Origin of the sequence: Serratia fonticola (assembly GCF_001006005.1) — a bacterium.
GTDB lineage: Bacteria > Pseudomonadota > Gammaproteobacteria > Enterobacterales > Enterobacteriaceae > Chania > Chania fonticola.
Genome location: NZ_CP011254.1, coordinates 4301698 through 4325626, shown reverse-complemented (window position 1 = coordinate 4325626; position 23929 = coordinate 4301698). Strand labels below are relative to the sequence as shown.

25 protein-coding genes are annotated in these 23929 nt (G+C 52.9%); 16 read left to right on the top strand and 9 right to left on the bottom strand.

Annotated elements, in window-relative coordinates; translation table 11 throughout:
* Positions 1 to 70: 70 nt before the first annotated feature.
* The 5 genes from dinI (at position 71) to WN53_RS19145 (ending at position 3289) form a co-directional block, all read left to right on the top strand.
* Positions 71 to 310 (top strand): DNA damage-inducible protein I, encoded by a 240-nt coding sequence (gene dinI / locus WN53_RS19165; protein WP_024485937.1) that lies wholly within the window; start codon positions 71 to 73, stop codon positions 308 to 310.
* A 134-nt stretch (positions 311 to 444) separates the two neighbouring features.
* On the top strand, positions 445 to 723 hold the full coding sequence (locus WN53_RS19160) for a hypothetical protein (RefSeq protein WP_024485936.1): 279 nt from the start codon (positions 445 to 447) through the stop codon (positions 721 to 723).
* A 197-nt stretch (positions 724 to 920) separates the two neighbouring features.
* Positions 921 to 1175, top strand: a complete 255-nt coding sequence (gene bssS, locus WN53_RS19155) for a biofilm formation regulator BssS (protein ID WP_024485935.1) — start codon at positions 921 to 923, stop codon at positions 1173 to 1175.
* Positions 1176 to 1320: 145 nt separating this feature from the next.
* A complete protein-coding gene (solA, locus tag WN53_RS19150; RefSeq protein WP_046808175.1) occupies positions 1321 to 2433 on the top strand; it encodes an N-methyl-L-tryptophan oxidase in 1113 nt (370 codons plus the stop codon).
* A 214-nt stretch (positions 2434 to 2647) separates the two neighbouring features.
* Positions 2648 to 3289, top strand: coding sequence for a LuxR C-terminal-related transcriptional regulator (locus tag WN53_RS19145; RefSeq protein WP_046808174.1), 642 nt, complete (start codon positions 2648 to 2650; stop codon positions 3287 to 3289).
* Positions 3290 to 3292: 3 nt separating this feature from the next.
* Here the strand turns inward: WN53_RS19145 and WN53_RS19140 are convergent, their stop codons facing one another.
* Complete coding sequence (locus WN53_RS19140) at positions 3293 to 4351, bottom strand: AI-2E family transporter (protein WP_024486806.1); 1059 nt, start codon at positions 4349 to 4351, stop codon at positions 3293 to 3295.
* A gap of 428 nt (positions 4352 to 4779) precedes the next feature.
* Here WN53_RS19140 and WN53_RS19135 point away from each other — a divergent pair, with 428 nt between their 5' ends.
* Positions 4780 to 5334 carry a cytochrome b gene (locus WN53_RS19135; protein ID WP_024486807.1) on the top strand — a complete coding sequence of 185 codons (555 nt, stop codon included), beginning with the start codon at positions 4780 to 4782 and terminating at the stop codon, positions 5332 to 5334.
* A gap of 26 nt (positions 5335 to 5360) precedes the next feature.
* Positions 5361 to 5939, top strand: a complete 579-nt coding sequence (locus WN53_RS19130) for a YceI family protein (RefSeq protein ID WP_024486808.1) — start codon at positions 5361 to 5363, stop codon at positions 5937 to 5939.
* Between the two features lie 90 nt (positions 5940 to 6029).
* Here WN53_RS19130 and trhO read toward each other — a convergent pair whose 3' ends face one another.
* Positions 6030 to 7082: an oxygen-dependent tRNA uridine(34) hydroxylase TrhO gene (gene trhO / locus WN53_RS19125; protein WP_024486809.1), complete on the bottom strand. Its 1053-nt coding sequence runs from the start codon at positions 7080 to 7082 to the stop codon at positions 6030 to 6032.
* A gap of 208 nt (positions 7083 to 7290) precedes the next feature.
* On the opposite strand from trhO, the gene WN53_RS19120 reads away from it, so the two are divergent.
* Positions 7291 to 8388 (top strand): NADH:flavin oxidoreductase/NADH oxidase, encoded by a 1098-nt coding sequence (locus WN53_RS19120; protein WP_046808173.1) that lies wholly within the window; start codon positions 7291 to 7293, stop codon positions 8386 to 8388.
* Positions 8389 to 8407: 19 nt separating this feature from the next.
* On the opposite strand, the gene WN53_RS19115 is transcribed toward WN53_RS19120, so the two are convergent.
* The gene (locus WN53_RS19115) at positions 8408 to 8569 is read right to left on the bottom strand and encodes a hypothetical protein (protein ID WP_024486562.1); all 162 of its coding nucleotides are present in this window, start codon (positions 8567 to 8569) and stop codon (positions 8408 to 8410) included.
* Positions 8570 to 8896: 327 nt separating this feature from the next.
* Between WN53_RS19115 and WN53_RS19110 the strand changes: the two genes are divergently transcribed.
* From WN53_RS19110 to WN53_RS28245, 5 genes are all read left to right on the top strand, one after another.
* Positions 8897 to 9817: a Kdo(2)-lipid IV(A) acyltransferase gene (locus WN53_RS19110; protein WP_024486561.1), complete on the top strand. Its 921-nt coding sequence runs from the start codon at positions 8897 to 8899 to the stop codon at positions 9815 to 9817.
* A 59-nt stretch (positions 9818 to 9876) separates the two neighbouring features.
* A complete protein-coding gene (locus WN53_RS19105) occupies positions 9877 to 10161 on the top strand; it encodes a YciI family protein (RefSeq protein WP_024486560.1) in 285 nt (94 codons plus the stop codon).
* Positions 10162 to 10345: 184 nt separating this feature from the next.
* The gene (gene mdtG, locus WN53_RS19100) at positions 10346 to 11581 is read left to right on the top strand and encodes a multidrug efflux MFS transporter MdtG (protein ID WP_024486559.1); all 1236 of its coding nucleotides are present in this window, start codon (positions 10346 to 10348) and stop codon (positions 11579 to 11581) included.
* A gap of 477 nt (positions 11582 to 12058) precedes the next feature.
* Positions 12059 to 13612, top strand: coding sequence for a peptide MFS transporter (locus tag WN53_RS19095; RefSeq protein WP_024486558.1), 1554 nt, complete (start codon positions 12059 to 12061; stop codon positions 13610 to 13612).
* A gap of 390 nt (positions 13613 to 14002) precedes the next feature.
* Positions 14003 to 14698: a colicin Z family toxin gene (locus WN53_RS28245; RefSeq protein WP_024486557.1), complete on the top strand. Its 696-nt coding sequence runs from the start codon at positions 14003 to 14005 to the stop codon at positions 14696 to 14698.
* Between the two features lie 49 nt (positions 14699 to 14747).
* Here WN53_RS28245 and WN53_RS19085 read toward each other — a convergent pair whose 3' ends face one another.
* Both WN53_RS19085 and WN53_RS19080 read right to left on the bottom strand, forming a co-directional pair.
* A complete protein-coding gene (locus WN53_RS19085) occupies positions 14748 to 15158 on the bottom strand; it encodes a hypothetical protein (protein WP_024486556.1) in 411 nt (136 codons plus the stop codon).
* A gap of 140 nt (positions 15159 to 15298) precedes the next feature.
* A complete protein-coding gene (locus WN53_RS19080) occupies positions 15299 to 15697 on the bottom strand; it encodes a VOC family protein (RefSeq protein WP_024486555.1) in 399 nt (132 codons plus the stop codon).
* Positions 15698 to 15829: 132 nt separating this feature from the next.
* Between WN53_RS19080 and WN53_RS19075 the strand changes: the two genes are divergently transcribed.
* A complete protein-coding gene (locus WN53_RS19075) occupies positions 15830 to 16630 on the top strand; it encodes an AraC family transcriptional regulator (protein ID WP_024486554.1) in 801 nt (266 codons plus the stop codon).
* Here WN53_RS19075 and leuA read toward each other — a convergent pair.
* A complete protein-coding gene (gene leuA, locus WN53_RS19070) occupies positions 16602 to 18269 on the bottom strand; it encodes a 2-isopropylmalate synthase (protein ID WP_046808172.1) in 1668 nt (555 codons plus the stop codon). The genes WN53_RS19075 and leuA overlap by 29 nt on opposite strands.
* 175 nt (positions 18270 to 18444) lie before the next feature.
* On the opposite strand from leuA, the gene WN53_RS19065 reads away from it, so the two are divergent.
* A complete protein-coding gene (locus WN53_RS19065) occupies positions 18445 to 18819 on the top strand; it encodes a MysB family protein (protein WP_024485685.1) in 375 nt (124 codons plus the stop codon).
* Between the two features lie 97 nt (positions 18820 to 18916).
* Positions 18917 to 19465 (top strand): GNAT family N-acetyltransferase, encoded by a 549-nt coding sequence (locus WN53_RS19060; protein WP_024485686.1) that lies wholly within the window; start codon positions 18917 to 18919, stop codon positions 19463 to 19465.
* A gap of 3 nt (positions 19466 to 19468) precedes the next feature.
* Here WN53_RS19060 and WN53_RS19055 read toward each other — a convergent pair whose 3' ends face one another.
* The 3 genes from WN53_RS19055 to WN53_RS19045 all read right to left on the bottom strand — a co-directional run bounded on the left by WN53_RS19055 (position 19469) and on the right by WN53_RS19045 (position 23918).
* A complete protein-coding gene (locus WN53_RS19055) occupies positions 19469 to 19708 on the bottom strand; it encodes a YceK/YidQ family lipoprotein (protein ID WP_370454289.1) in 240 nt (79 codons plus the stop codon).
* A gap of 81 nt (positions 19709 to 19789) precedes the next feature.
* Entirely contained in the window at positions 19790 to 22357 is a 2568-nt protein-coding gene (gene mdoH, locus WN53_RS19050) for a glucans biosynthesis glucosyltransferase MdoH (protein ID WP_024485688.1), read from the bottom strand.
* Positions 22350 to 23918, bottom strand: a complete 1569-nt coding sequence (locus WN53_RS19045) for a glucan biosynthesis protein G (RefSeq protein WP_024485689.1) — start codon at positions 23916 to 23918, stop codon at positions 22350 to 22352. The genes mdoH and WN53_RS19045 overlap by 8 nt, the downstream gene beginning before the upstream one ends.
* Positions 23919 to 23929: the final 11 nt, after the last annotated feature.

Below are 23929 nucleotides of genomic sequence, written 5' to 3'. Positions count from 1 at the left end.
TTTATTTCTGCTCTTGCCTCCGGCGCTAGTTAACTGTATAAATATCCAGTAGACAGTTCCGGGGGCAATTATGCGTGTTGAAGTCACTATAGATAAAACCAAACCACTGCCGCCGGGGGCAATCGAAGCCCTGACCGGCGAATTCAGTAAACGGGTCAATCGCCAGTTTCCTAACACTACCGTCCAGATCCGTTATGCCGGTGCCAATGGCCTTTCAGTAATGGGCGGTGCCAAAACAGATAAAGACCTGATCGAGGAGATACTCCAGGAAACCTGGGAAAGTGCCGACGATTGGTTCAGTGCAGAATAATTCTGCAATGTAGTTGTTGCCGGGGGTCGCTCTCCGGCTTTTTTGTTTCCGCCGTATTGCCCTTTTCCCTGGAAGAAACAGCACTTGTGGTCTGTAATGATTAGACGACTTATGGTGCAACAAAGGTGTAAACAATGGTTCCGGATAAAGGCAAGCCCGAAGAAGCGATGACCTTTGGCGAGTTGCTGGCCCTGATCGCCGATCAAAAACGGCGGCTGAGCGTGCTCGAGGTCGCTTTCTCTTATTTGTCTTTTGGCTTGAATGACAAAGCCAACCAGTTGCTGATCCACAGCCTGAAACTGGAAGCACAAAATCAGAACCGCGATCCTGAAATGCAAATGCATTTCGCCCATCTTGCAGCCGAATTAGAAAGTCATGCGCACGTGCAACTTCCTCCTGCATCCGAAGAGTAATATTTGAACGGGCGCAGCATGCAGCGCCCCAACCATTTGCCGATTAATTGCGCAAAAAATATTTATTTGCAATAAACCGCAGGAAAACACCCCACGCCAGATCTCGGATGCGTATACTGTAAAAGCTCACCATGAAGATGAGACGCATTGATCCTCGTTAGTAACTCCAGCTAGTCACTACTTGATAAGGGGTCTTTATGGACAGAAATGATGAAGTAATACAGACACATCCGCTTGTTGGCTGGGATATCAGTACCGTCGATGTTTATGATGCCATGATGATTCGCCTTCATTACCTGTCTTCACTAGACCAAACAGCCGAAGAAGCGCAAGTGGATCGGACTCTTTGGCTAACCACAGACGTTGCCCGCCAATTGATCAATATTTTAGAGGCTGGCATCGCCAAGATAGAATCTACGGATTATTTAGACCTTGATCGAAGAAAACATTAACCCATTCACCCTCAACCGCTAAGGCGTCGGCAAATAACCGGCGCCTTTTCTTTTGTATCGGCCCGCATCGGTTCCTGATGCATTACCGCCGCCAAACTCTTATCATATCCGCCATCAGCGACACATCAAAGAAAGGACATGGCACGTGGAATATGACTTGATCATCGTGGGTAGCGGCTCGGTTGGGGCTGCTGCAGGCTATTATGCGACAGCCGCAGGCCTTAAGGTCTTAATGATCGATAGCGCTTTCCCCCCGCACCGTCAGGGCAGCCACCACGGCGATACCCGCATCATCCGCCATGCCTACGGCGAAGGCGAAAAATATGTGCCTTTTCTGCTGCGTGCCCAGGCACTGTGGAACGGATTAGAGCAGAAAAGCGGCGACAAGCTGTTTCATCCCTGTGGCGTGCTCACACTTGGGCCACAAGACAGTGAATTTGTCACCACAGCACAGCGCAGTGCCAAAAACTTTAACCTTAATACCGAGTTACTGAGCGCCGAACAGATCCAACAACGCTGGCAAGAATTCACTGCGCCAGCAGGTTATGTCGGCCTGTTCGAACCCGATGCAGGAATACTGCGCTCGGAACTGATTGTTGCCAGCTACGTCAAATTGGCCAGAGAAGCGGGCTGCGCCCAACTGTTCAATTGCCCGGTAACCGCCATCGAGCCAATCGAGCAAGGTGTTGAGGTCGTTACTTCAGAGGGGCGCTACCAAGGGCGTAAAGCCGTGGTCTGCGCGGGTACCTGGGTTAAAAATCTGTTACCACAGCTTCCAATTTCACCGGTGCGTAAGGTGTTTTCCTGGTATCAGGCCGATGGCCGTTACAGCGAAAACAACCGTTTTCCGGCTTTCACCGTTGAAGCGCAAGACGGCTGCCACTACTACGGTTTCCCATCCGAGAATGACGGCTTAAAGATCGGTAAACATGATGGTGGACAACCGATGGAGACAGCAGATCAGCGCAAGCCGTTCGGCTCCCTGGCCAGCGACGGTACCGAAGTATTCGGCTTTCTGCGCCACTTCCTGCCAGGGCTTGGCGTCTGTCTGCACGGTGAAGCCTGTAGCTATGATATGAGCCCGGATGAAGACTTTATCATCGACACCCTGCCTGACTGCCAACACCTGATGGTGATCACCGGTCTGAGTGGCCACGGCTTTAAGTTTGCCAGCGTACTGGGTGAGATAGCCGCGCTGTTTGCGCAAGATAAGCCTTCATCCCTGGATATCACGCCCTTCAGCCTGCGGCGTTTCTGACCGATCAAGCCCCTGTTCGCCCCGCTCTGGCCAGCGGCAGGGGAAACCTCCAACAATGAAATCCCGCTAATATACTGATATTCCTGAAAAATAGGTTATAGACGGAAATATCTTCCTATAGCCACTGGATTTCCGAATTGATCCCACAACCGGGTAAGGCCTATTTTACATAATTAGGCTCTAGCCCTTTTGTATCTTCAACAAGGACGTCACTATGAAACTACTCGTTGTGGACGAATGCTGTTTCACTCGTATTGGGATCGCCAACCACTTTACTGACAACGTGTTTGCGTCAGTAAACTGCTGCCCAGACATCGACACCGCGCTTCCTCTACTGGCCAGTTTCAAACCCAACCATATTTTGGTGAATCTGTCCAACTACTGCCGCTGCACAACAGACAATCAACTGCTTTCAGCGTTTATCACGGCGGCCTGGCGTGCAACGGTATATATTTATCTGGATGTTCCTTATCCCTACAGTGAAAGCCCGCTGCGTATTGCCAGCAATACTTTTTTATTCAACAAAACCGTGCTACCCATTGCGCTAAAAACGCTAAGTAAAATCCCAAGTGAGCTAATGAAGGATGAAGAGGCTCATTCGCTTTTCAGCCCGCAAGAGTTGACGGTAATGCGCTATTGGATGTCCGAAATGCCGAATTATCGCATCGCCAAGAAATTACAGATCAGCGCCCATACGGTGTACGTACATAAACGCCATATCACCGAGAAAATCAACGTGCGTAACCGGCTGGAATTTTATTCACTGTATAACATACTGCGTTATTTCTATCCGCCAGAACCCACCACCTTTAAGCCGGTGGGTTCGGCTTCGTTAGAACTGCGGGCCGCCGTTTAAGCCTTATTTCGGCGTGATTTCGTTTATCTGGCGTCCATCACCGAGGAGCATGGCCACCTTGCGTCCTCCGTCCATGGTTTCCAACGTGATGCGCGCAATAATGGTCAAGGGGACCGAAAGCAACATCCCCACGGGCCCCATCAGCCAGCCCCAGAAGATCAGGGAAAGGAACACCACCAGCGTAGAAAGCCCCAGCCCACGGCCCATGATCCGCGGTTCCAGCATATTACCGATGATCAGGTTGATTAGAATATAGCCCGCAGCCACCACGACTGCATCGGCAAAGCCGTTAAACAGCAAAGCCTGGATCAGCGGCGGAATAGCAGCAATGATCGAACCAATATTGGGCACATAGTTGAACATGAACGCCATCATGCCCCAGATAAAGGCAAAACGAACGCCAACCCAGCTCAGAAAGCCCCAGACGATCAGGCCAGTTGCCAGACTGATGGCGGTCTTGATCACCAAATAGTGTGTGACCCCTTGCAAGGCCCGGCGGATAGTGGCCATCCCTTCGGTGGGATTATCCAGCGCCTGCTGCAGCTTAAAGGGCAATACCTTCACCTCAAACAGCATAAAGACCACCGTCATCAATAACAGGAAGATGCTGGTCATCGCCCCGGAAAGGTGCCCCAGCAGGCGGGTCACCAAGTTCATGGTGGCACCAGGATCGACGTATTTGACCACCGCATCTGCCGAGAAGTTAATATCCAGATTGAAGCGTTGCGCCTGGTATTGCAACTCACCCAGCTTCTCCAGCATCATGCCCCGATACTGTGGCAAGGAGCGAGCAAACTCATTTAATGAAGCACCCAGCATGCCGACCAGGGTCAGCAACAGCACGACGATGGCAATCACCAACAGCGTCACCCCCAGCGCTCTGGGCACACGAAAGCGTTCCAGTAGCAGCACCAGCGGGTTTAACACGATGGCCAAGAACACCGCCAGCAGGAATGGCACCACAATATCTGCCGCCGCCTTGATGCCAGCCAGGATCACCACCAGCATAGCCAGCATCATAATCAAACGTAGCTTGCGGTCATTAAACTCGGGTATGCCCATGAAAATTCCTTGTGTGATACTGGCCCACCAGAGCCATTGATAAATACATGTTAGCAAATTATTCCTTGCTGTCGCAGGCATATTACCCTCAAGTTGCTGAAGGAATTAAACTAATCCTGGTTGACAGGGCGAACAAATAATCGACGCTAGTCGTTATTCAATTATTTGCCAAGGTTTCTGATGGTATTTACGAAAAATGACAAAAGCTGACAATGAAGAATAAAGTCGATAGATTTCAATTGGCCAGCGTTTCTCCAGCATTGCCAAAAAAACGCCCTCTCCGACGATTCCTTTGACCAACTTGCCACAACTCAAACAAATCTACTGATTAATATTTTTATGCAGTAACTTAGTTAAATTTATTATTGATTTATGTTTCTTAAAGTTTAAGTATTGCTGTCGGTAAATGAGTTTTGTAAGGAAAACTGATGCTCTGGAAAAATACCGCCGACCGCTTTGGTCACGTTTCTGTACTGATCCACTGGCTGGTGGCGCTGACCGTTTACGGCATGTTCGCCCTCGGATTATGGATGGTGACGCTGGGTTACTACGACGTTTGGTATCACCAGGCGCCGGAGATCCACAAAAGTATTGGCACGCTGCTGTTTATCGTCATGGTGGTACGAGTGGTTTGGCGCTTTATCTCGCCGCCGCCCAAGCCTCTGGCCAGTTATAGCCGTCTTACGCGTATCAGTGCCGTGCTCGCCCATATCGCACTTTACACCGTGCTGTTCGCCATCCTGATCAGCGGCTACCTGATCTCGACGGCCGATGGTCAGGCAATCAGCGTATTTGGCTGGTTTGACGTACCGGCTAGCGTGACCAGTTTGCCACAGCAGGCCGACACCGCCGGGACTATCCACCTTTATCTGGCTTGGGCCGTCGTCGTGCTTTCGGTACTGCACGCCCTGGCTGCGCTTAAACATCACTTTATTGATCGTGATGTTACTTTGAAACGGATGCTGGGTCGCAGCACCGATTAACCCTTTGGATTTATGGAGATATTGCTATGTTGAAGAAAACCGTATTAGGCCTGGCCGCAGGAGCCCTACTGTTAAACGCCGGTTCCGCTCTGGCTGCCAATTATAAAATCGACAAACAAGGCCAGCACGCCTTTATCGAATTCCGCATCCAGCACCTGGGTTACAGCTGGATTTACGGCACTTTCAAAGATTTTGACGGTGGCTTCACCTTCGATGAAAAAGACCCGGCTAACGATAAAGTCAACGTTACCATCAACACAGCCAGCGTAGACACCAACCACGCCGAGCGTGACAAACACCTGCGCAGCGCCGATTTCTTGAACGTTGAAAAGAACAAGCAGGCTACCTTTACCTCTACCGAAGTGAAAAAAGACGGTGAAGGTTATGCTGTAGTCGGCAACCTGACGTTGAACGGCGTGACCAAGCCGGTCACACTGGCAGCCAAACTGGTCGGCGAAGGTAAGGATCCTTGGGGCGGTTACCGCGCTGGTTTCGAAGCCAACGGTAAAATCAAGCTGAAAGACTTTGGCATCACCACTGACCTGGGCCCGGCTTCTCAAGAAGTTGAGCTGATCATCTCGGTCGAAGGCGTTCGCGAGAAGTAATACATTCGTTATACAACAAGGGCGCTGAATTAGTAGGGGCGCTGCATGCTGCGCCCGCTTAGCAGCGCCCTACTTAACTTATGTGTCCCCTTACTCTTTCGGTTCTGGGATATGCATGGTGGTTTGCAACAGCCCTTTGGACTTATTGAAGATTTTCACGCCATTCTCGCGGCCAGCCCGGCGGGCTCGCTGTTCTTCACGCGGTAGTTTCAACTCTTCGCGGCAGGTCTCGCTGCAACAGCCAGCAAATTTCTCGGCACAGCTTGGGCACTGGATAAACAGCAGATGGCAGCCGTCGTTCAGGCAGTTGGTATGAGTATCACATGGCGCACCGCACTGATGGCAGTTGGCAATCACGTCTTCTGAGATACGTTCCCCCATGCGCTCGTCAAACACAAAGTTCTTGCCGATGAACTTCAATGGCAACCCTTGCGCCTTCGCCTGGCGGGCATATTCGATAATACCGCCTTCCACGTGATAGACGTTTTTGAAGCCATTATGCAACATATAGGCGCTGGCTTTCTCACAACGGATCCCACCGGTACAGTACATGACAATATTTTTGTCTTTCTGCTCCTGTAGCATCTCCACTGCCATCGGTAGCTGATCGCGGAACGTGTCGGAAGGCACTTCGATCGCCTTATCAAAGTGCCCAACCTCGTACTCATAGTGGTTGCGCATATCAACGAACACCGTATTCGGATCGTCGATCATCTGGTTAACGCGATCGGCCTGCAGATACTCACCTACATTGGCAGGGTTGAAGGTCTCATCTTCAATCCCGTCGGCCACAATACGTTCACGCACTTTCAAGCGCAGTACCCAAAAGGATTTGCCATCGTCTTCCAGCGCAATATTCAGGCGCACTTGATCCAGAGCCGGATACGAAGCAAACAGCACGGTTTTGAACGCGTCAAAGTGACTCTGCGGTACGCTGATTTGCGCATTGATGCCCTCTTTGGCCACGTAGATACGGCCAAACACCTTCAGTTTATCGAACTGAATATACAGGCTATCGCGAAATGCCTTGGGGTCGTCAATGGTGAAATATTTATAAAAAGAAACTGTGGTGCGTGGCTCGGTTTCGGCCAGCATACGCGCCTTCAGTTCCTCATTAGAAATTCGGTTATGTAACACTGGCATGGTGTACTTTCCTGTCTTTCGGGAGGTGACTGATTGAGTGCCCACGGGCCGTTAGCCCGCGCGCGGCGCACATCATACCCGAAAATAGGCGGCAACACAGCATTAACCCAGCGGCAATGATTTCCGCACAAAGCTTGACGTTATTGGCAAATACCGATAAGCCTAGTGCAAGTTGTAGCAACGAATTTTGACGGACCTTGAGGAAATTATGAGCCAGCTGTTTACTCCGATCACCCTGGGGCTACTGCGGTTGCCTAACCGTATTATTATCGCCCCCATGTGCCAGTACTCTGCCGACAACGGCAAAGCCACCGAGTGGCATACAATGCACCTCGGCCATCTATCCCTTTCCGGGGCGGGTTTGCTGATTGTGGAAGCCACTGCGGTTTCACCGGAAGGCCGTATTTCTCCGGGGGATCTGGGCCTTTGGGACGACGCTACCGAACAAGCACTTGCCGACGTGGTTCAGGCCGTAAAAAAACACGCTACCATGCCTTTGGGGATCCAACTGGGGCATGCTGGCCGCAAAGCTTCATGCGCCCTTCCCTGGCAAGGCGGGGCTCAGTTGGCCAAGAGTGAGGGCGGCTGGCAAACACTTTCTGCCTCCAATCAGCCCTTTAACCCTCTGGATGAGGCTCCACAGGCCATGAGCCTGGAGCAAATCGAGCAGTTAAAGGCACAGTTTGTTGCAGCGGCACGGCGCGCCGACCGTCTCGGCTTCGATCTGATCGAACTGCACGGGGCGCATGGTTACCTGTTGCATCAGTTCCTTTCGCCACTGGCCAATCAGCGCACCGATCAATACGGCGGATGTCTACAAAATCGTATGCGATTGTTGCTGGAGATTTTCAGCGAGGTGCGGGCAGTCTTCCCGGCCAATAAAGCGCTTGGGGTGCGGATTTCCGCCAGTGACTGGGTTGAAGGGGGCTGGAACGAACAGCAGTCCGTTGAGCTGACCAGCGCTTTAAAGGAATTGGGCTGCGATTACATTCATATTTCCAGCGGCGGCCTATCGCCGCAGCAAAAAATTCCGGTGGGGCCGAACTATCAGGTGCCGTTTGCCGAAACCATCAAACATAAAGTAGGGATACCAACCATCGCCGTGGGGTTGATCACCGAACCGGAGCAGGCAGAAGCGATCGTCGCCACCGGTCAGGCCGATATGGTCGCGCTAGCGCGCGGTATTCTCTATAACCCACGCTGGCCGTGGCACGCGGCCGCAAAACTGGGGGCCCAAGTGCAGGCTCCGCCACAGTATTGGCGCTCAGAACCACACCGGGTGAAAGGATTATTCAAAGACCATTAAAACGGCCTCAAGCGGGTGTTTAGCGCCCGCTTGACCATTCCGTAGCACCGGAAATAACCGCACCAGCCAGCAGCCCGACCCCCGCTACGGCTAGTAAGGGGTTGTACTGCATATAGGCACCAAGACAGCCAAGTAACCCACCGATCACCAATAGCCCAGCGCTTAACCATGATGCCAACATAGTTACCTCCTGAATCAATAAACGAATAAAACACTGCCTACCTTATAGGTCGATTCTTACTTGATTTGGCCAAATAACCAACAGCTGCACCTGATTTAGGCCTAAAAAGGGTGTTTTAATGCGGTGAGTTTTCCTGTTACATAAGAAAAATGTCACAATACGCTACTATAAACGGCAGAAAACCATCGCATAGACCGAGTCGTTCAAGCAACCCGTGGCCAGCAAAAAATTCTGATGGCGACCTACAACACGACTTATGGCAACTCGACGTGTCTATGCATTTTATCTGTTATTACTGTTAAATGACTGCTTCTAAGCTGAGAACCCATGACGCAAGTTCCTTCTTTCAATCGATCTTTACTGCATCCGCGCTACTGGCTTACCTGGTTTGGCATCGCCTTACTCTACCTGCTGGTCCTGCTGCCCTACCCAATTATTTATCGTTTGGGGACCGGGTTGGGTCGCTTTTCAATGCGTTTCCTCAAACGCCGGCGAGCGATAACTGAGCGTAACCTGGAACTGTGCTTTCCGGATATGCCGAGAGCCGAACGTGATGCGTTGATCGCCAAGAACTTCGAATCCGTGGGGATGGGGCTGTTTGAAACCGGCATGGCCTGGTTCTGGCCCAACTGGCGTATCGAGCGCTGGTTCAGCGTCAGCGGCCTGGAGCACATTCAAAAGGCACGGGACAATCATCAAGGGGTGTTGCTGATCGGCCTGCACTTCCTGACGCTGGAGTTGGGTGCTCGTATCTTTGGCATCCACAATCCGGGGATCGGCGTTTACCGTCCACACGATAACAAGCTGATGGACTGGCTACAGACCTGGGGCCGTATGCGCTCGAACAAATCCATGCTGGACCGTAAAGACGTCAAGGGGATGATCCGCGCCCTGAAACAGGGTGAGATCATCTGGTACGCACCGGACCATGACTACGGCCCGCGCAGCAGCGTGTTTGCCCCGCTATTTGCCGTAGAAAAAGCAGCGACCACCACCGGCAGCTATGTGTTGATCCGCATGGGGAAACCGGCGATCATTCCCTTTACGCCGCGCCGCCTGCCAGAAGGCAAAGGGTACGAACTCATCATGCAGCCAGCGGTGGAAAATTTCCCGCTGGATAACGAAGTCGAGGCTGCAGCCTTTATGAACAAGGTGGTAGAAAAAGAGATCCTGATGGCGCCGGATCAATATATGTGGCTACACCGCCGCTTCAAGACCCGCCCAGAAGGTGAGCCTTCTCTCTATTAATCATTACGGGTCGAGATGGCCCGCATGATTTTGTCACTTACCCAGCAACAGGAGCTTCTATGTATATCGTCAGCCTGACCTATCACCGCCCGATTGAAGAAGTAGAAAGCCATCTTGAAGGGCATATCGCCTGGTTGAAGCACTATTTTCAAGCCGGCAGCTTTATTGCCTCTGGCCGTAAGAACCCACGTACTGGCGGCGTGATCCTGGTAAAAGATATGGAACGCACCAAGCTGGATGCCATCCTGGCGGAAGATCCCTTCGTTGCCGTGGCCAATTATGAGGTGACAAACGTCGCTCTCACCACTACCAGCGCCGGATTCGAAGCCTTGGCCGGTGCCTGAACCCTCAGTTCCCGCGTTGCCCGGCGCGGGAATAATTGTCATTCTCCGTTTTAAAACTTTATTTCATTTTCACGCAAAATCACACAGCTGCTCATTTGATAACCTGCGTTATTAAGCGCATACTTACCAAGCTAACTTTTTTGCCTTGCGCGATCGCCAGGCATCTCTTCCCGCACGGAAACCTATGGCCCCGGCAGCAGAACCCATCAATTGGCAACGTAACCTGTTCATCACCTGGCTGGGCTGCTTTCTGACCGGTGCGGCCTTTAGCCTGATCATGCCGTTCCTGCCGCTGTACGTCGAAGCTCTTGGCGTTACCGGCCATCAGTCGCTGAATATGTGGTCCGGATTGGTGTTCAGTATCACCTTCCTGTTCTCCGCGATTGCCTCGCCGTTCTGGGGCAGTCTGGCCGATCGCCGTGGGCGTAAGCTGATGTTGCTGCGTTCTGCGCTAGGAATGGGCATTGTGATGGTGCTGATGGGCATGGCGCAGAACATCTGGCAGTTTCTGGCACTGCGCGCGGTGCTGGGGTTGCTCGGCGGCTTTATTCCCAACGCCAATGCGCTGATTGCTACCCAGGTGCCGCGCCATCGCAGCGGCTGGGCCCTGGGTACTTTATCGACCGGCGGCGTCAGTGGTGCCCTGATTGGCCCATTGATTGGCGGCTTGCTGGCTGACCAATATGGCCTGCGCCCCGTGTTCTTCATCACTGCCACTGTGCTGTTTATCTGTTTCCTGCTGACGCTATTTTGCGTACGGGAACAATTCACTCCAGTGCAGAAAAAAGACATGCTGCATGCGCGCCAGGTGTTTGCCTCGCTCAAAAGTCCCAAGCTGATCCTCAGCCTGTTTATCACCACCATGATCATCCAGATCGCCACTGGCTCGATTGCCCCAATCCTCACGCTTTACGTGCGTGAACTGGCAGGCAACATCAGCAACCTGGCGTTTGTCAGCGGTTTGATCGCCTCGGTACCCGGCGTTGCCGCCTTGATGAGTGCGCCACGGCTGGGCAAGCTGGGCGACAGGATCGGCCCGGAGCGGATTCTGGTGTTTATGCTGGTGATTTCCGTGCTGTTGCTGATCCCAATGGCCTTTGTCCAGACACCGTGGCAACTCGGCGTATTGCGCTTCCTGCTCGGCGCTGCCGATGGCGCACTGCTGCCTGCGGTGCAAACCCTGCTGATCTACAACTGTACCAATCAGGTTGCCGGGCGAATATTCAGCTATAACCAATCTTTCCGGGATATCGGCAACGTCAGCGGCCCACTACTCGGCGCCGCCGTTTCTGCCAGCTATGGATTCCGCGCGGTATTCTGCATGACGGCGCTGGTGGTGCTATTTAACGCGTTCTATTCCTGGTGGTGTTTACAGCGGCGGCCAGCGAGAATGCGTGAAGACACGTTACAGGAAGAGTAATAGCGCTATTTATCGCCAGTTGTTCTGATAAATATTATCCAAGCCCCGTTTCCCTTACTTTTATTATTGTTACCCTTTCGCTCCGGCTCTGCCCCAATCTCTAAGAATAATATTATTAACACATTGTTTTTAGACACAAAAGTCACAAATAGAGCAATAAACCACCTGTCAATCGAAATAACGCCACAACCAACATAAAAACCAATAAAGTAGATGTTTGTCGACTTTTCGTCTAAAAAATGGGATACAGGTACTAGACAAAACCACCATTCAGTTATCAAATGGTTAAATAATATCACGCCAGAAATAACATTCTGACCAAGTGAATAAAATGGCCTGCAGGGTTTTCAAGCTTAATAGGCGCTGCGGCTGAGGTTTTGTCAGGTAATCCGCATCAGCGGGATTACCTCACTTACAGACACAGACATACCACAGTATCTGCTGCCAGCGCGCAGCACATTATATTGGGAAGACTTTATGCAATCCTCTGTTAATCAGAAAGAAAGCCGGACGTTCCTCGGCCATCCATATCCTCTCGGCTCGTTGTTCTTCACTGAAATGTGGGAGCGCTTCTCGTTTTATGGCATTCGTCCATTACTGATCCTGTTTATGGCCGCCACGGTTTATGACGGCGGGATGGGGTTGGCGCGCGAAAACGCCTCGGCGATCGTCGGTATCTTTGCTGGCAGTATGTACCTGGCGGCACTGCCGGGTGGCTGGTTAGCCGATAACTGGCTCGGCCAGCAAAAAGCCGTTTGGTACGGTTCGATCCTGATCGCTCTGGGTCACCTGTCGATTGCCCTGTCCGCTATTATGGGCAACGACCTGTTCTTCGTCGGCCTGATGTTTATCGTGCTCGGTTCCGGCCTGTTCAAAACCTGTATCTCGGTAATGGTTGGAACCCTGTACAAGAAAGGCGATGCGCGCCGTGATGGTGGCTTCTCGCTGTTCTACATGGGCATCAACATGGGCTCCTTTATTGCCCCGCTGATTTCCGGCTGGTTGATCCGTTCACACGGTTGGCACTGGGGCTTCGGCATCGGTGGTATCGGGATGTTGGTGGCCTTGGTGATTTTCCGGGTGTTTGCCGTACCGGCCATGAAGCGCTATGACAGCGAAGTGGGCCTGGACTCAACCTGGAATAGCCCGGTTGCCAAGAAAAATGGCGTGGGTGCCTGGCTGATTGCACTGGCCGTGGGCGTTGCCGCGATCGTGGTTATGATCTCACAAGGCATCATCGTGATTAACCCGGTCGCCGTTGCCAGTATGTTGGTTTACGTCATCGCCGCCTCGGTCACGCTGTACTTTATCTACCTGTTCTTCTTTGCCGGCCTGAGCCGCAAAGAGCGTGCTCGTCTGCTGGTCTGTTTTATCCTGCTGATTTCTGCCGCCTTCTTCTGGTCGGCCTTCGAACAGAAACCGACCTCGTTCAACCTGTTCGCTAACGATTACACCAACCGCATGATCGGCGACTTCGAGATCCCAGCGGTATGGTTCCAATCGATTAACGCACTGTTCATTATCCTGTTGGCGCCAATCTTCAGTTGGGCCTGGCCGGCTCTGGCTCGTAACAAAATCCGCCTGAGCAGCATCACCAAATTCGTGATCGGTATTCTGTTTGCCGCCGCAGGCTTTGGCCTGATGATGCTGGCCGCGCAACAAGTGTTGGGCAATGGCGGCGCTGGCGTGTCACCAATGTGGCTGGTGGGCAGTATCCTGATGCTGACGCTGGGTGAGCTTTGCCTGAGCCCGATTGGCCTGGCAACCATGACGCTGTTGGCACCGGATAGAATGCGTGGCCAGATGATGGGCCTGTGGTTCTGTGCCAGCGCGCTGGGCAACCTGGCCGCCGGTTTGATTGGTGGCCACGTGAAAGCGGATCAGTTGGACATGCTGCCAACCCTGTTCGCCCGCTGCTCTATTGCGCTGGTGATCTGTGCCGCCGTGCTTATCCTGCTGATCGTCCCGATCCGCCGTATGCTGGAAAACACGCAGGGTAAAAGCGGTGACAAACCGGTCACGCACGCCTGATAGACACTGAAGCCTTTTAATTAAGCCAGCGCCCAGCGCTGGCTTTTTTTGTTTGGAGTCATCAGCCCAGGAGAGGGAACCGAGCGTGCTACAACTTGGCTACGGTATTCATCCTCCGCATCCCATTACCGATTAACTCTTGCACGGAGTTCGAGGCCCAACACAACTAAAATCCATAATAACAATATAATTCATTGTTTATATTGAAATTTAATCTAATTAACTCTCCTTTCAAAATATCTTCCGGTAGTGTGGATTACAGCACAAATGCGAATCGCTCTCATTTATTGCCTACCTTTGCGAGTGGTTGTATCATCCAGATACTGTATATAAACAAATTACAATACATACAGTATTCTGAACACATGAAAACATAAAAGGAGAACATCAATGGTAAATCATCCAGACAACGTCACCTACGATGCATTTGACTGTAACAGCGGCAACCCACATGAACCCAACACCCACTGGGACCCCAAAACCAGAGCCTGGGAATGGGATGATTTGAAGTTAAATCCTGGTTCAGTTCCTGATTCATTTCCTCAAGAGGTGAAAGAGGCACTGGAAAATAATATCTGTATTATTTGTGGGAAAAAGAACTGCCCATATATCAAAAATAATAAGGACTATCAGAAACTCACCGATGCACTTAAAAAAGGTGATGCAGGAGAAGCCAGAAAAATATATATGACAAAGTTTGCTCAACGCCGAGGTCAGAGCAAAGGTGTTGTGATGGAAGGACTACAGAAGTCTCGTGAAGCCAAAAAAAGAGACGGTAGATGTGGTGGAAGTAAACCCTTCCAGTCGAAAGGTGTCAATCTTATACCTGGAATATGGAGTGGCTGGATGGATCTTGCTGCCGTGTCAGGGAATGATGCCTACACAGCGAGTTTTGATCATACATCTAATTCACAATCATCATTTGACGTGCAGATTCAATACCCAACCGCAAACGGGATAGAGACTATAAATACTATTGGTCCAGGCTCACAGTTTATTAAAACATCAGGAATAGGAACGCCACGTATCCGTTTTAAAACCCACTCAGTGCCAATATCAGTAAGAGTGGACTACCCACAGAACTAGCCCCGTAACCAGATAAAAAGGGAGGGTTTCCCTCCCTTGAAACTGGCCGTTACTTCTGATAGGCATTTAATATTTTAATACCTATCTTACCATCTGGAATATATTGCCTAAATGACAGTTCTGTTTTCACTTCAGAAGAAATTTGCGTAGGTTCTAAAATAACAACATCATTAAAATATACGGCAGCCGTACTACCTATATTTTCATTAAACACAGAATTTAATTTACCCGAACAATCAGCACTTTTATTCAACATCATGGCCAAAATCATGGCATCCGGATGCTTATCTCTGTTTTGGTTAGGTATAAGCTTCATCTCTGAGACGCATTCTTTTTTTAACACGAAGCTATCATTGCCAGAGACGTATACAAGCCTGTCCTTTTTATCATGATAAGCACATCCAATTAGGACAGCTGATGCAATGCTTATTATTAATAATCCCACTATATTTTTAGTCATCCCCACCCCTATCTATAGACTAAAGTTATCGAAATTTCATTATAAATCAATATATAAACCATCCCCAGAATAAAGCCAAATACAACGAAAAGCAATTAAAGCTGGCACACAGCACAGTGCAAATCTGCGCCAGGGCGGCATTAGCTTTGCCAGGCACGTGCTTGCAACACCACACGATAGCCATCCAAATCTTCAAACGTTTGCCCATGCACATCCCAATAAGGGTTGTAGGCTTGCACGCGCTCAAAGCCACTGGCTAGCATCTGATGGCACCTTCTCTGCCAACAGGTTATTTCCGGCAAATAAAATACCAGCAGGTTGTCTTGCGTAGGCGCGCGCCCAACCAGCACTCCTCGGTGATGGGTGAATTCCAGATGATAGGCATGATGCGGATGGCCAAGCATAATGCCATCGAACCCCTGGTGATCTGCAAACTCGCCCAGTTGTTCAAACCCCAACCCCTGGCAATACATTTTGGCAATCGCGGCCAAATGGTCGGTGGGCCGGGCGATCCGTAATACCGCGTTGGCAAGTTCCATATTTCCTCCCGTTGGCAAACAGCTAGCCTAAGCCGTTTCATGGCAAAACGGCGTACAGGAAATGCGCTTTGCGCTAGCTGCAAGACATGGCATGCTGCAACAGACACGTCATCAGGCTCCAGAGGAGGAACAATGCTGTTTAACGTCGACTTTCTCCCAGAGAATCAGTCTATCGTGCCGTTTTCAAAGGACTATCAGGATGGCGATAGCGAACCGGATCATTACCACAGCTGCGCTCAACTGATCCATGGCCTCAGCGGTGTGGTACAGGTGAATACGCGCGTAGGCAGTTGGGTCGTCCCCCCCGGCCGTGGCGTGTGGTTACCGGCCAAAGTGGAACATAACCTGCGTTTTAGCGGTAACGTGGCGGCACGCACGCTGTTCGTCGATCCCCTGGCCCGTGCCGATTTGCCTGCTCAGTGCCAAGTGGTGCAGATTTCCCCCTTATTGCGTGAACTGATTATCAGCGCGATGGATATTCAGCCCGGCTACCGGCCCGGCGGACGCGAAGAACGCATTATGGAACTGATCCTCGATGAGTTGCGTATGCTGCCGATCCTGCCCCTGCACCTTCCCGAGCCACGCGATGGCGTCTTATTGGCCCTGTGCCAGCACATTCAACAATCTTTGGCGCAGCCTTGGGAGTTGGAGCTGGCGGCGCAGCACATCAACGTCAGTGGCCGTACGCTGTCCCGTCGATTCCAGCGTGAGACCGGCCTACGCTTTAGCGACTGGGTACGTCGTGCCCGCCTGCTGGCGGCGCTCAACGCCCTGGCCGCCGGAAGGTCGGTTCTGGAGGTGGCTTTGGATCTGGGCTATGACAGCCCCAGCGCGTTTAGCGCCATGTTCCGCCGCCTGCTTGGCGTTTCCCCCAGCACGTATTTTACCCAGGCTCAGCCAGCGATCACGGCAAACAGCGGCCAGCCACGTTGAACAGAGCCTGGAGCGAGGCACTGGCCGAGTCGGCGTCAATCCCTACTCCGTAAATTGCCTCCCCCCTTGCAGGGGTACAACGGATATAGGTTACTGCCCGGCTATGGCTCTCATGCCCCAGGGTGTGTTCATGGTAATCGTCGATAGCCAGCACCAGGCCAAAGCGCTGGCATAACGCGTCCACCGCGCTGGACAGTAACCCGTTACCGCTGCCTTGCAACTGCATTGGTTCCCCCGCCAGAGCCACCTGCGCCGTAAAGCTGTAAGCCGCCCCACCCTGACTTTGCGTTTGATAGCTGAGCAGCTGTAAGCGCGGCTGTTCCACCAATCCGTAGCTGTTGCGGAACAGCCGCCAGATTTCCGCCACCGTCATCTCCTTGCCGCTTTCATCCGTGGCCTGTTGCACCACTTTGCTGAAATCGATCTGCAAGCCACGTGGCAAGCGCAACCCATGATTCTGCTCCAGCAGCCAGGCAGCGCCACTCTTGCCAGACTGGCTGTTTACGCGGATCACCGCCTCATAGCTGCACCCCACGTCTGCCGGGTCAAGCGGCAGATAAGGCACCTGCCATAACCCATCTTCACGCTGCTGTTGGGCGGCAAAGCCTTTCTTGATAGCGTCCTGATGCGAGCCAGAGAACGCGGTAAACACCAACTCCCCGGCATAAGGATGGCGCGGGTGTACCGGTAACTGGTTGCACTGCTCCACCACTTCAACCACTTCCTTCAACCGGCTGAAGTCCAGCCCTGGCGCGATGCCCTGGGTGTACAAATTGAGGGCTAACGTCACCAAATCGACATTACCCGTGCGTTCACCGTTGCCAAACAGGCAACCTTCCACTCGGTCAGCCCCCGCCAGCATGGCCAACTCTGCGCAAGCGACACCGGTACCGCGATCGTTATGCGGATGCACGCTGATGGTCACCTGCTTCCGCTGGCTGAAGTGGCGACAGAACCATTCGATCTGGTCGGCATAAATGTTCGGGGTACTCATCTCCACGGTGGCGGGCAGGTTGATAATCATGGGCCGCTGGCGTTCAGGTTGCCACACGTCCGCCACTGCCTCACAAATTTGCAGGGCAAACTCCAGCTCGGTAAAGCAGAAGGTCTCTGGCGAATACTCGAAACACCAGTCAGTTTCCGGATGCCGGTCGCACCATTGGCGAATACGGCGTGCGCCATTCACCGCCAGCGCCACGGTAGCGGCTTTGTCCTGCTTGAAAACGATGTCGCGAAACATCGGGGCGGTGGCGTTATACAGATGCACGATGGCACGTGGAGCCCCTTGTAACGACTCCATAGTGCGGTCGATCAGATCGTCGCGCGACTGCGTGAGCACCTGGATTGAGACGTCATCCGGGATCAGCCGTTGCTCGATCAAGTGACGAACGAAGTCAAAGTCGGTTTGTGATGCGGAAGGAAATGCTACCTCGATTTCCTTAAACCCGCAGGACAGTAACAACTGGTAAAACTGTAGCTTGCGAGCGTTATCCATCGGCTCGGCCAACGCCTGATTGCCGTCACGCAGATCGCTGGAACACCAGCGCGGTGCCTGCTGCTGGATGCGCCCCGGCCACTGACGATCGGGTAAATCGATGGCCGGGAACGGCCGGTACTTGCTTGCTGGGTTGGCTAACATCCTGATTCTCCTACAGACCAAAGTGTGTAGTCATTATTTCCTGCCCGTAGCCACACGTCTCCCGGCGGATGGACAACCATCGTCGCAAAACGGACAACAAAAAATTTGCATCCTGCGGCGATGCGACAACAATTAATGCTGGTGTCCCCCAAGATGATTGAAAAAGGAGATGAGCATGAGCCTGTATGCCACGCTGGAAGAAGCGATCGAAGCCGCTCGCGAAGAGTTTATCGAAACGGCGGAAGGCGGCGATGATGAACCGCCGGTACCTCAACAGTTTAACCTGCAAAAATACATCATGTTGGATGGCGACACGATGTGGCAGGCGGAGTTTTTCGAAGAAGAAGGTGAGTCCGTTGAATGCATGACGATGCGCAGCGGTGCTGCCGCCCAGGCCATTTTTGACGGTGACTACGACGAGATTGAGATCCGCGCCGAGTGGATCAACGAAAATACGCTACATGAGTGGGAGGAAGGGGATTTTCAGCTCGACCCTCCGCTGGATACCGAAGAAGGCCAAAGCGCTGCCGACGAATGGGATGAGCGTTGAGCCCGTTGGGTGGGCGCCTGGTTGCCCACCCTAGCCTTGACGACCCTGGTTACGCATTGCATGCTGCTACATTCTCTCCTTAACACAGGTAGGCATCATGCTCATCAGGCAAGCGGTTCCCGGTGATTATCCCGCAATTCTGGCTCTACAGGCGCAAAACACTCCAGAGCAACTTAGCCCCCAGCAGCGGCAACAGGGATTTATCGTCTCGCAGATGAACGAAAAACAGCTGGCGAGCATCAACAGTGGCCTGGGTATTTTGATCGCTACCGAAGAAGAACAGTTGGCTGGGTTTGTCTGCCTGATGCCAACCGACGCCCAACCCCGACCGCCGGTAGTGGATGCCATGCTGCACACGTTGGCCACACAGCGGTTTCAAAACCAGGCATTGGATCAACAACGGGTATTTCTGTACGGCCCGGTATGCCTGAGTGCCGATTGGCGGGGAAAAGGTGTATTACGCCAGTTGTTTGCCGCGGTGAAAGCGCGAACTCAGCAGGATTTTGACGTTGGAGCGTTGTTTGTTAGTGAGGATAACCCGCATTCGCTCGCCGCCCATGTCGCTGGCCTGGGAATGACGGCGTTGACCACTTTCCACTGCAATAACCAAAGCTATCAGTTGGTGGTCTTCGCAACCAGAGGCTAAAACCTATTCGTAAGGCCCGTGCTGCGCATCAAACGGCAGCATAAAGGTATCCACCACCAGCGAGAGCGGTACATCAATCACCATAACACTGCGCCAGGGAGTATCACGCAAATCCCACTGCACCCCTGGATAATATTGGTGCCCGTGGCCTGCACCAGGCACCGTACGGCTGATAATGCTACCGCAGCCAGATAATGCCGTCACCATAGCGGCCAACAGTGCCAGACGGACTAGTGAAGCCATTTTCAACATCCAAGCTTTATTGAGATTGAAACGAAAAAGGGGAACACGCAGTGCGCATTCCCCTTTAATTAATACTAACCGTTAGCGTTGGCCGACGGGGTGAGCCAGCTCATTATGCGGTAACTGCCGATAATGTTCGCGCCAGGCCTCGCCCTGCGGCAGCAGCCAAATGCGCTGATGCAGGCGTGATAACGCTACCGGATCGCTTAACAGCTCAAGGCGTTTGGCTTTCGCCAACTTCTCTGGTCCCACTTCCAGCGCCTCGTTCACCCGCTCTTCCCGCGTCCGATCGATAATAGTACGCAGATGGTGACGAGCCGTTGCCAGAGCGGCAGCCAAGGCGTTGAAGGACGGGTCTACCGCCGCATGCATAAAGCCATTGCGCAAGGCACGCTGGCGATTAAGCTGCAGATAGGTGTCTGTGGCAACCAGTTCACGCGGCGGATCGTATTCTTCCGGGATCAGGAACAGCTTGGCTCGCTTGCTCTTGAGACCGAGCGTTGCGCGGCTCGACAGCGCCGAAACAAACGGTGACAGGATCAGCGAGAAGACGATCGGTGACAGCCACCACAGGAAGTTCAGATCCAGCAATGCCATACCGCCGCCCCAAACCAGCCCCAGCAGCATTTGCGAACCGTGACGCTTGAAGGCCTCTCCCCAAGGGGTGTCATCATCATCACGCTGCGGCGAGTTCCACACCACTTCCCAGCCCAGGAAGGCGCTGACCACAAACACGGTGTGGAACAGCATGCGCACCGGCGCCAACAGCACTGAGAACATCACTTCCATCAGCATGGAAATCAGCAGCCGGATCGGCCCGCCGTATTGCTTCGAACCTTTTGCCCAGACCAACACGATGCTCAGCAACTTCGGCAGGAACAGCAGCACCATGGTGGTGGAGAACAGCGCAATCGCCAGTTCTGGCTTCCACTGTGGCCACACCGGGAACAACTGCCGGGGTTGCAGGAAGTATTGCGGTTCCACCAGCGTATGCACTATCTGCAACGCGGTGGACAGCGCCAGGAACATAAACCACAACGGTGCCGACAGGTAGGACATTACCCCAGTCAGGAACACCGCGCGGTGTACCGGATGCATGCCTTTTACCAGGAACAGGCGGAAGTTCATCAGGTTACCATGACACCAGCGGCGGTCGCGTTTCAGCTCGTCCAGCAGGTTAGGCGGTAACTCTTCATAACTGCCCGGCAGATCGTAGGCTATCCAAACGCCCCAGCCAGCACGACGCATCAATGCGGCTTCTACAAAGTCATGGGAGAGAATGGAGCCAGCAAACGAGCCCTCACCCGGCAACGGTGCCAACGCGCAGTGCTCGATGAAGGGTTTCACCCGGATGATGGCGTTATGGCCCCAGTAATGGGATTCGCCCAACTGCCAGAAGTGCAGACCAGCGGTGAACAACGGGCCATAGAGACGCGTGGCGAACTGCTGCACACGAGCATACAGCGTATCCATGCCTGAGGCTTTTGGCGCAGACTGGATGATACCGGCGTTCGGGTTGGCTTCCATCAAGCGTACCAGGCCGGTGAGGCACTCGCCGCTCATCACGCTGTCCGCGTCCAGGATCACCATGTAGCTGTACTCACCGCCCCAACGACGGCAGAAGTCGTCGATGTTGCCGCTCTTGCGTTTAACACGGCGGCGGCGACGGCGGTAGAAGATACGTCCGTGGCCCTCAACATCGCGGCACAGCTCCATCCAGGCTTTCTGTTCGGCGACGCAGATATCGGGATCGTAACTGTCGCTCAGCACATAGATATCGAAATGCTCAAGCTGACCGGTCGCCTTCACCGATTCGTAGGTTGCCCGCAACCCGGCAAATACCCGTTCAACGTCTTCGTTACAGATCGGCATGATCAACGCGGTACGGTGCGCTGGATCGATCGGCTCATCACCTTTGATAGTCGAAGAGATGCTGTATTTATCTTTGCCAATCAGCAGTTGCAGGAACCCCATCAGCGCCGTCCAGAAGCCGGCAGAGACCCAGCAGAACAGAATGGCAAACAGGATCAGAATACCGGTCTGCAAAAGATACGGTAATATTTGCAACATCGACTGCATCAGATCCTGATCGAACATGGCGATAGGATCGATCAGCGCCCAGCCCTGATAAGGCAGGATGGTTTTCATGTACCAAGTGGCGATGCCGGTTTGCACCAACATCAGGATCAACAGCACGTAACGGCGCATTGAACCGACAATACGCCAGCGGTTTTCCGCCTCGGCTTCTTCTTTGCTGGCATGACGATTGTGCGTCTTACGACCCAGCAGAGTATCCCAGAAACGCCCCACCGGGTTGGTGCGCCAGGCTTCAGGGAACATGGTGGTACGTTTTATCGGCGGCGTGGCTTTCAGGATGGTGCGCCCTTCCGGGTCACAATCAAAATCGTCGTCATCGACGGCATCCGGCCAAGCCTGGCTGATGCGTGCCTTGACCGAGGCCAGGGCAATGTCATCGGCAGGCAGCGATGCTACATTGACATCAGAGGCTCCCATCTGACGATGCAAAGCCTCCAGTGCCGGGGTATCGGTATCACCCGCCATCATTTGTTGTTTGAGCACCCCTGACCGCTCATCGGTCAGGGGCATTGCCGCAAGATATTCCTGGGCAGTTTCAGTAGACTTATTCATTGGCAGGTAGCTGATAGCTCCAGGTTTCCGTCAGGGTCTTGTCACCGTTGACCAACGCAGCACGCATTTCTACCGGCTGTTTCTCGTCTTTCACTTTCAAACGCACCGTCAAACGCCAGCCTTTGGTGACCGGATTATAGCGAACGCTGTTTTCCACCATTTCGCCGTTGTCACCAATGCTGATCTGAGAAGCTACCGGCGTATTGGCATCCAGCGTTTTCAGTGCCGGGCCGACGAAGTCAACCAGGAACGCCACGCTGCCGTCCGGCTCGCGGATCAGGTTTGACTGCTTCACATCACCGGTTGAACGCATGGTTTTACCCACGTAGCCGATATCCTGTGAATGCAGCTTCTCTTCGTCGCGGGTGAAGTACAGGCGGTAGTTCAATGCCAACGGCGTTTTTGCATCAGGCAACACGTCCGGCGTCCAGAACGCCACGATGTTATCGTTGGTTTCATCCGCAGTTGGGATCTCTACCAGCTCAACCTTGCCCTTGCCCCAATCGCCGCGCGGCTCAACCCAGGCGCTTGGACGCAGATCGTAACGATCGTCCAGGTCCTGGTAGTCACGGAAATCACGGCCACGCTGCAGCAGACCAAAACCTTTCGGGTTTTCGATGCTGTAAGTGCTGACCGACAGGTGCTTAGGATTGTTCAGCGGACGCCAGATCCACTCGCCGTTACCAGCATGGATAGACAGACCGTTGGAGTCATGCAGCGCCGGGCGGTAATTCAGCGTTGGCGAAGGATTGCTCGGCCCAAACAGGAACATGCTGGTCAACGGTGCCATACCCAACTTGCCCACTTTGTCGCGCAGGAACACTTTGGACTGGACATCTACCGTGGTATCGCGGCCGGGGTAAACCACAAAACGATAAGCGCCGGTGGCACGCGGAGAATCCAGCAAGGCATAAATCACCAGATGTTTGTCGCCCTGCTTAGGACGTTCGATCCAGAACTCGCGGAAACGCGGGAACTCTTCGCCAGATGGCAAGGCAGTATCAATAGCCAGCCCACGGGCAGAAAGCCCATAAACCTGCCCTTTACCCACCACGCGGAAGTAGCTGGCGCCCAGCATGCTCATGATTTCGTCGTTCTTATCCGCACTGTTGACCGGATAGAGCACTTTAAACCCGGCGAAACCGAGTTTCTTTACCGAGTCGGGATCGTGCTTGACGGGACCAAAGTTGAAATAGTCCGGGCTGTATTTGATCTCTTTGACGGTGGTGGCCGTAACCTCGTTGATGGTCACCGGCGTGTCGAAGTACATCCCTTGATGGTAGAACTCAAGCTTGAAAGGGGTTTTCAGCTTGCTCCACACGGCTTTATCGTGATTGAACTGGATCTGCTGATAGTCCGCGAACTTCATATCGCGAAACTGAGAAGGAAGGTTGCTCTTCGGGGCTTCAAAGCCTTTTCCTGCCAGATCCTGTGCCTGTTTGGCCACATCGTCGATAGAAAAAGCCCATGCCTGCGAACTCAACAACGTGCATAAAACGGTAGCACCTAACCAACGTACGCTCGTGGCGCGTGGTTTTTTTGATAATAGATTTACTAGCACATCCCCCCCTA

Excerpts from the sequence above, each read along its gene's own strand:
- mdtG (WP_024486559.1), top strand. The coding sequence starts at position 10,346 with ATGGCCCCGGCAGCAGAACCCATCAATTGGCAACGTAACCTGTTCATC.
- dinI (WP_024485937.1), top strand. The coding sequence starts at position 71 with ATGCGTGTTGAAGTCACTATAGATAAAACCAAACCACTGCCGCCGGGG.
- WN53_RS19075 (WP_024486554.1), top strand. The coding sequence starts at position 15,830 with ATGCTGTTTAACGTCGACTTTCTCCCAGAGAATCAGTCTATCGTGCCG.
- WN53_RS19085 (WP_024486556.1), bottom strand. The coding sequence starts at position 15,158 with ATGACTAAAAATATAGTGGGATTATTAATAATAAGCATTGCATCAGCT.
- WN53_RS19080 (WP_024486555.1), bottom strand. The coding sequence starts at position 15,697 with ATGGAACTTGCCAACGCGGTATTACGGATCGCCCGGCCCACCGACCAT.
- WN53_RS19130 (WP_024486808.1), top strand. The coding sequence starts at position 5,361 with ATGTTGAAGAAAACCGTATTAGGCCTGGCCGCAGGAGCCCTACTGTTA.
- WN53_RS19115 (WP_024486562.1), bottom strand. The coding sequence starts at position 8,569 with ATGTTGGCATCATGGTTAAGCGCTGGGCTATTGGTGATCGGTGGGTTA.
- WN53_RS19110 (WP_024486561.1), top strand. The coding sequence starts at position 8,897 with ATGACGCAAGTTCCTTCTTTCAATCGATCTTTACTGCATCCGCGCTAC.
- WN53_RS19055 (WP_370454289.1), bottom strand. The coding sequence starts at position 19,708 with ATGGCTTCACTAGTCCGTCTGGCACTGTTGGCCGCTATGGTGACGGCA.
- WN53_RS19105 (WP_024486560.1), top strand. The coding sequence starts at position 9,877 with ATGTATATCGTCAGCCTGACCTATCACCGCCCGATTGAAGAAGTAGAA.
- WN53_RS19065 (WP_024485685.1), top strand. The coding sequence starts at position 18,445 with ATGAGCCTGTATGCCACGCTGGAAGAAGCGATCGAAGCCGCTCGCGAA.
- WN53_RS19060 (WP_024485686.1), top strand. The coding sequence starts at position 18,917 with ATGCTCATCAGGCAAGCGGTTCCCGGTGATTATCCCGCAATTCTGGCT.
- WN53_RS28245 (WP_024486557.1), top strand. The coding sequence starts at position 14,003 with ATGGTAAATCATCCAGACAACGTCACCTACGATGCATTTGACTGTAAC.
- trhO (WP_024486809.1), bottom strand. The coding sequence starts at position 7,082 with ATGCCAGTGTTACATAACCGAATTTCTAATGAGGAACTGAAGGCGCGT.
- WN53_RS19160 (WP_024485936.1), top strand. The coding sequence starts at position 445 with ATGGTTCCGGATAAAGGCAAGCCCGAAGAAGCGATGACCTTTGGCGAG.
- WN53_RS19095 (WP_024486558.1), top strand. The coding sequence starts at position 12,059 with ATGCAATCCTCTGTTAATCAGAAAGAAAGCCGGACGTTCCTCGGCCAT.
- bssS (WP_024485935.1), top strand. The coding sequence starts at position 921 with ATGGACAGAAATGATGAAGTAATACAGACACATCCGCTTGTTGGCTGG.
- WN53_RS19120 (WP_046808173.1), top strand. The coding sequence starts at position 7,291 with ATGAGCCAGCTGTTTACTCCGATCACCCTGGGGCTACTGCGGTTGCCT.
- WN53_RS19145 (WP_046808174.1), top strand. The coding sequence starts at position 2,648 with ATGAAACTACTCGTTGTGGACGAATGCTGTTTCACTCGTATTGGGATC.
- mdoH (WP_024485688.1), bottom strand. The coding sequence starts at position 22,357 with ATGAATAAGTCTACTGAAACTGCCCAGGAATATCTTGCGGCAATGCCC.
- leuA (WP_046808172.1), bottom strand. The coding sequence starts at position 18,269 with ATGTTAGCCAACCCAGCAAGCAAGTACCGGCCGTTCCCGGCCATCGAT.
- WN53_RS19140 (WP_024486806.1), bottom strand. The coding sequence starts at position 4,351 with ATGGGCATACCCGAGTTTAATGACCGCAAGCTACGTTTGATTATGATG.
- WN53_RS19135 (WP_024486807.1), top strand. The coding sequence starts at position 4,780 with ATGCTCTGGAAAAATACCGCCGACCGCTTTGGTCACGTTTCTGTACTG.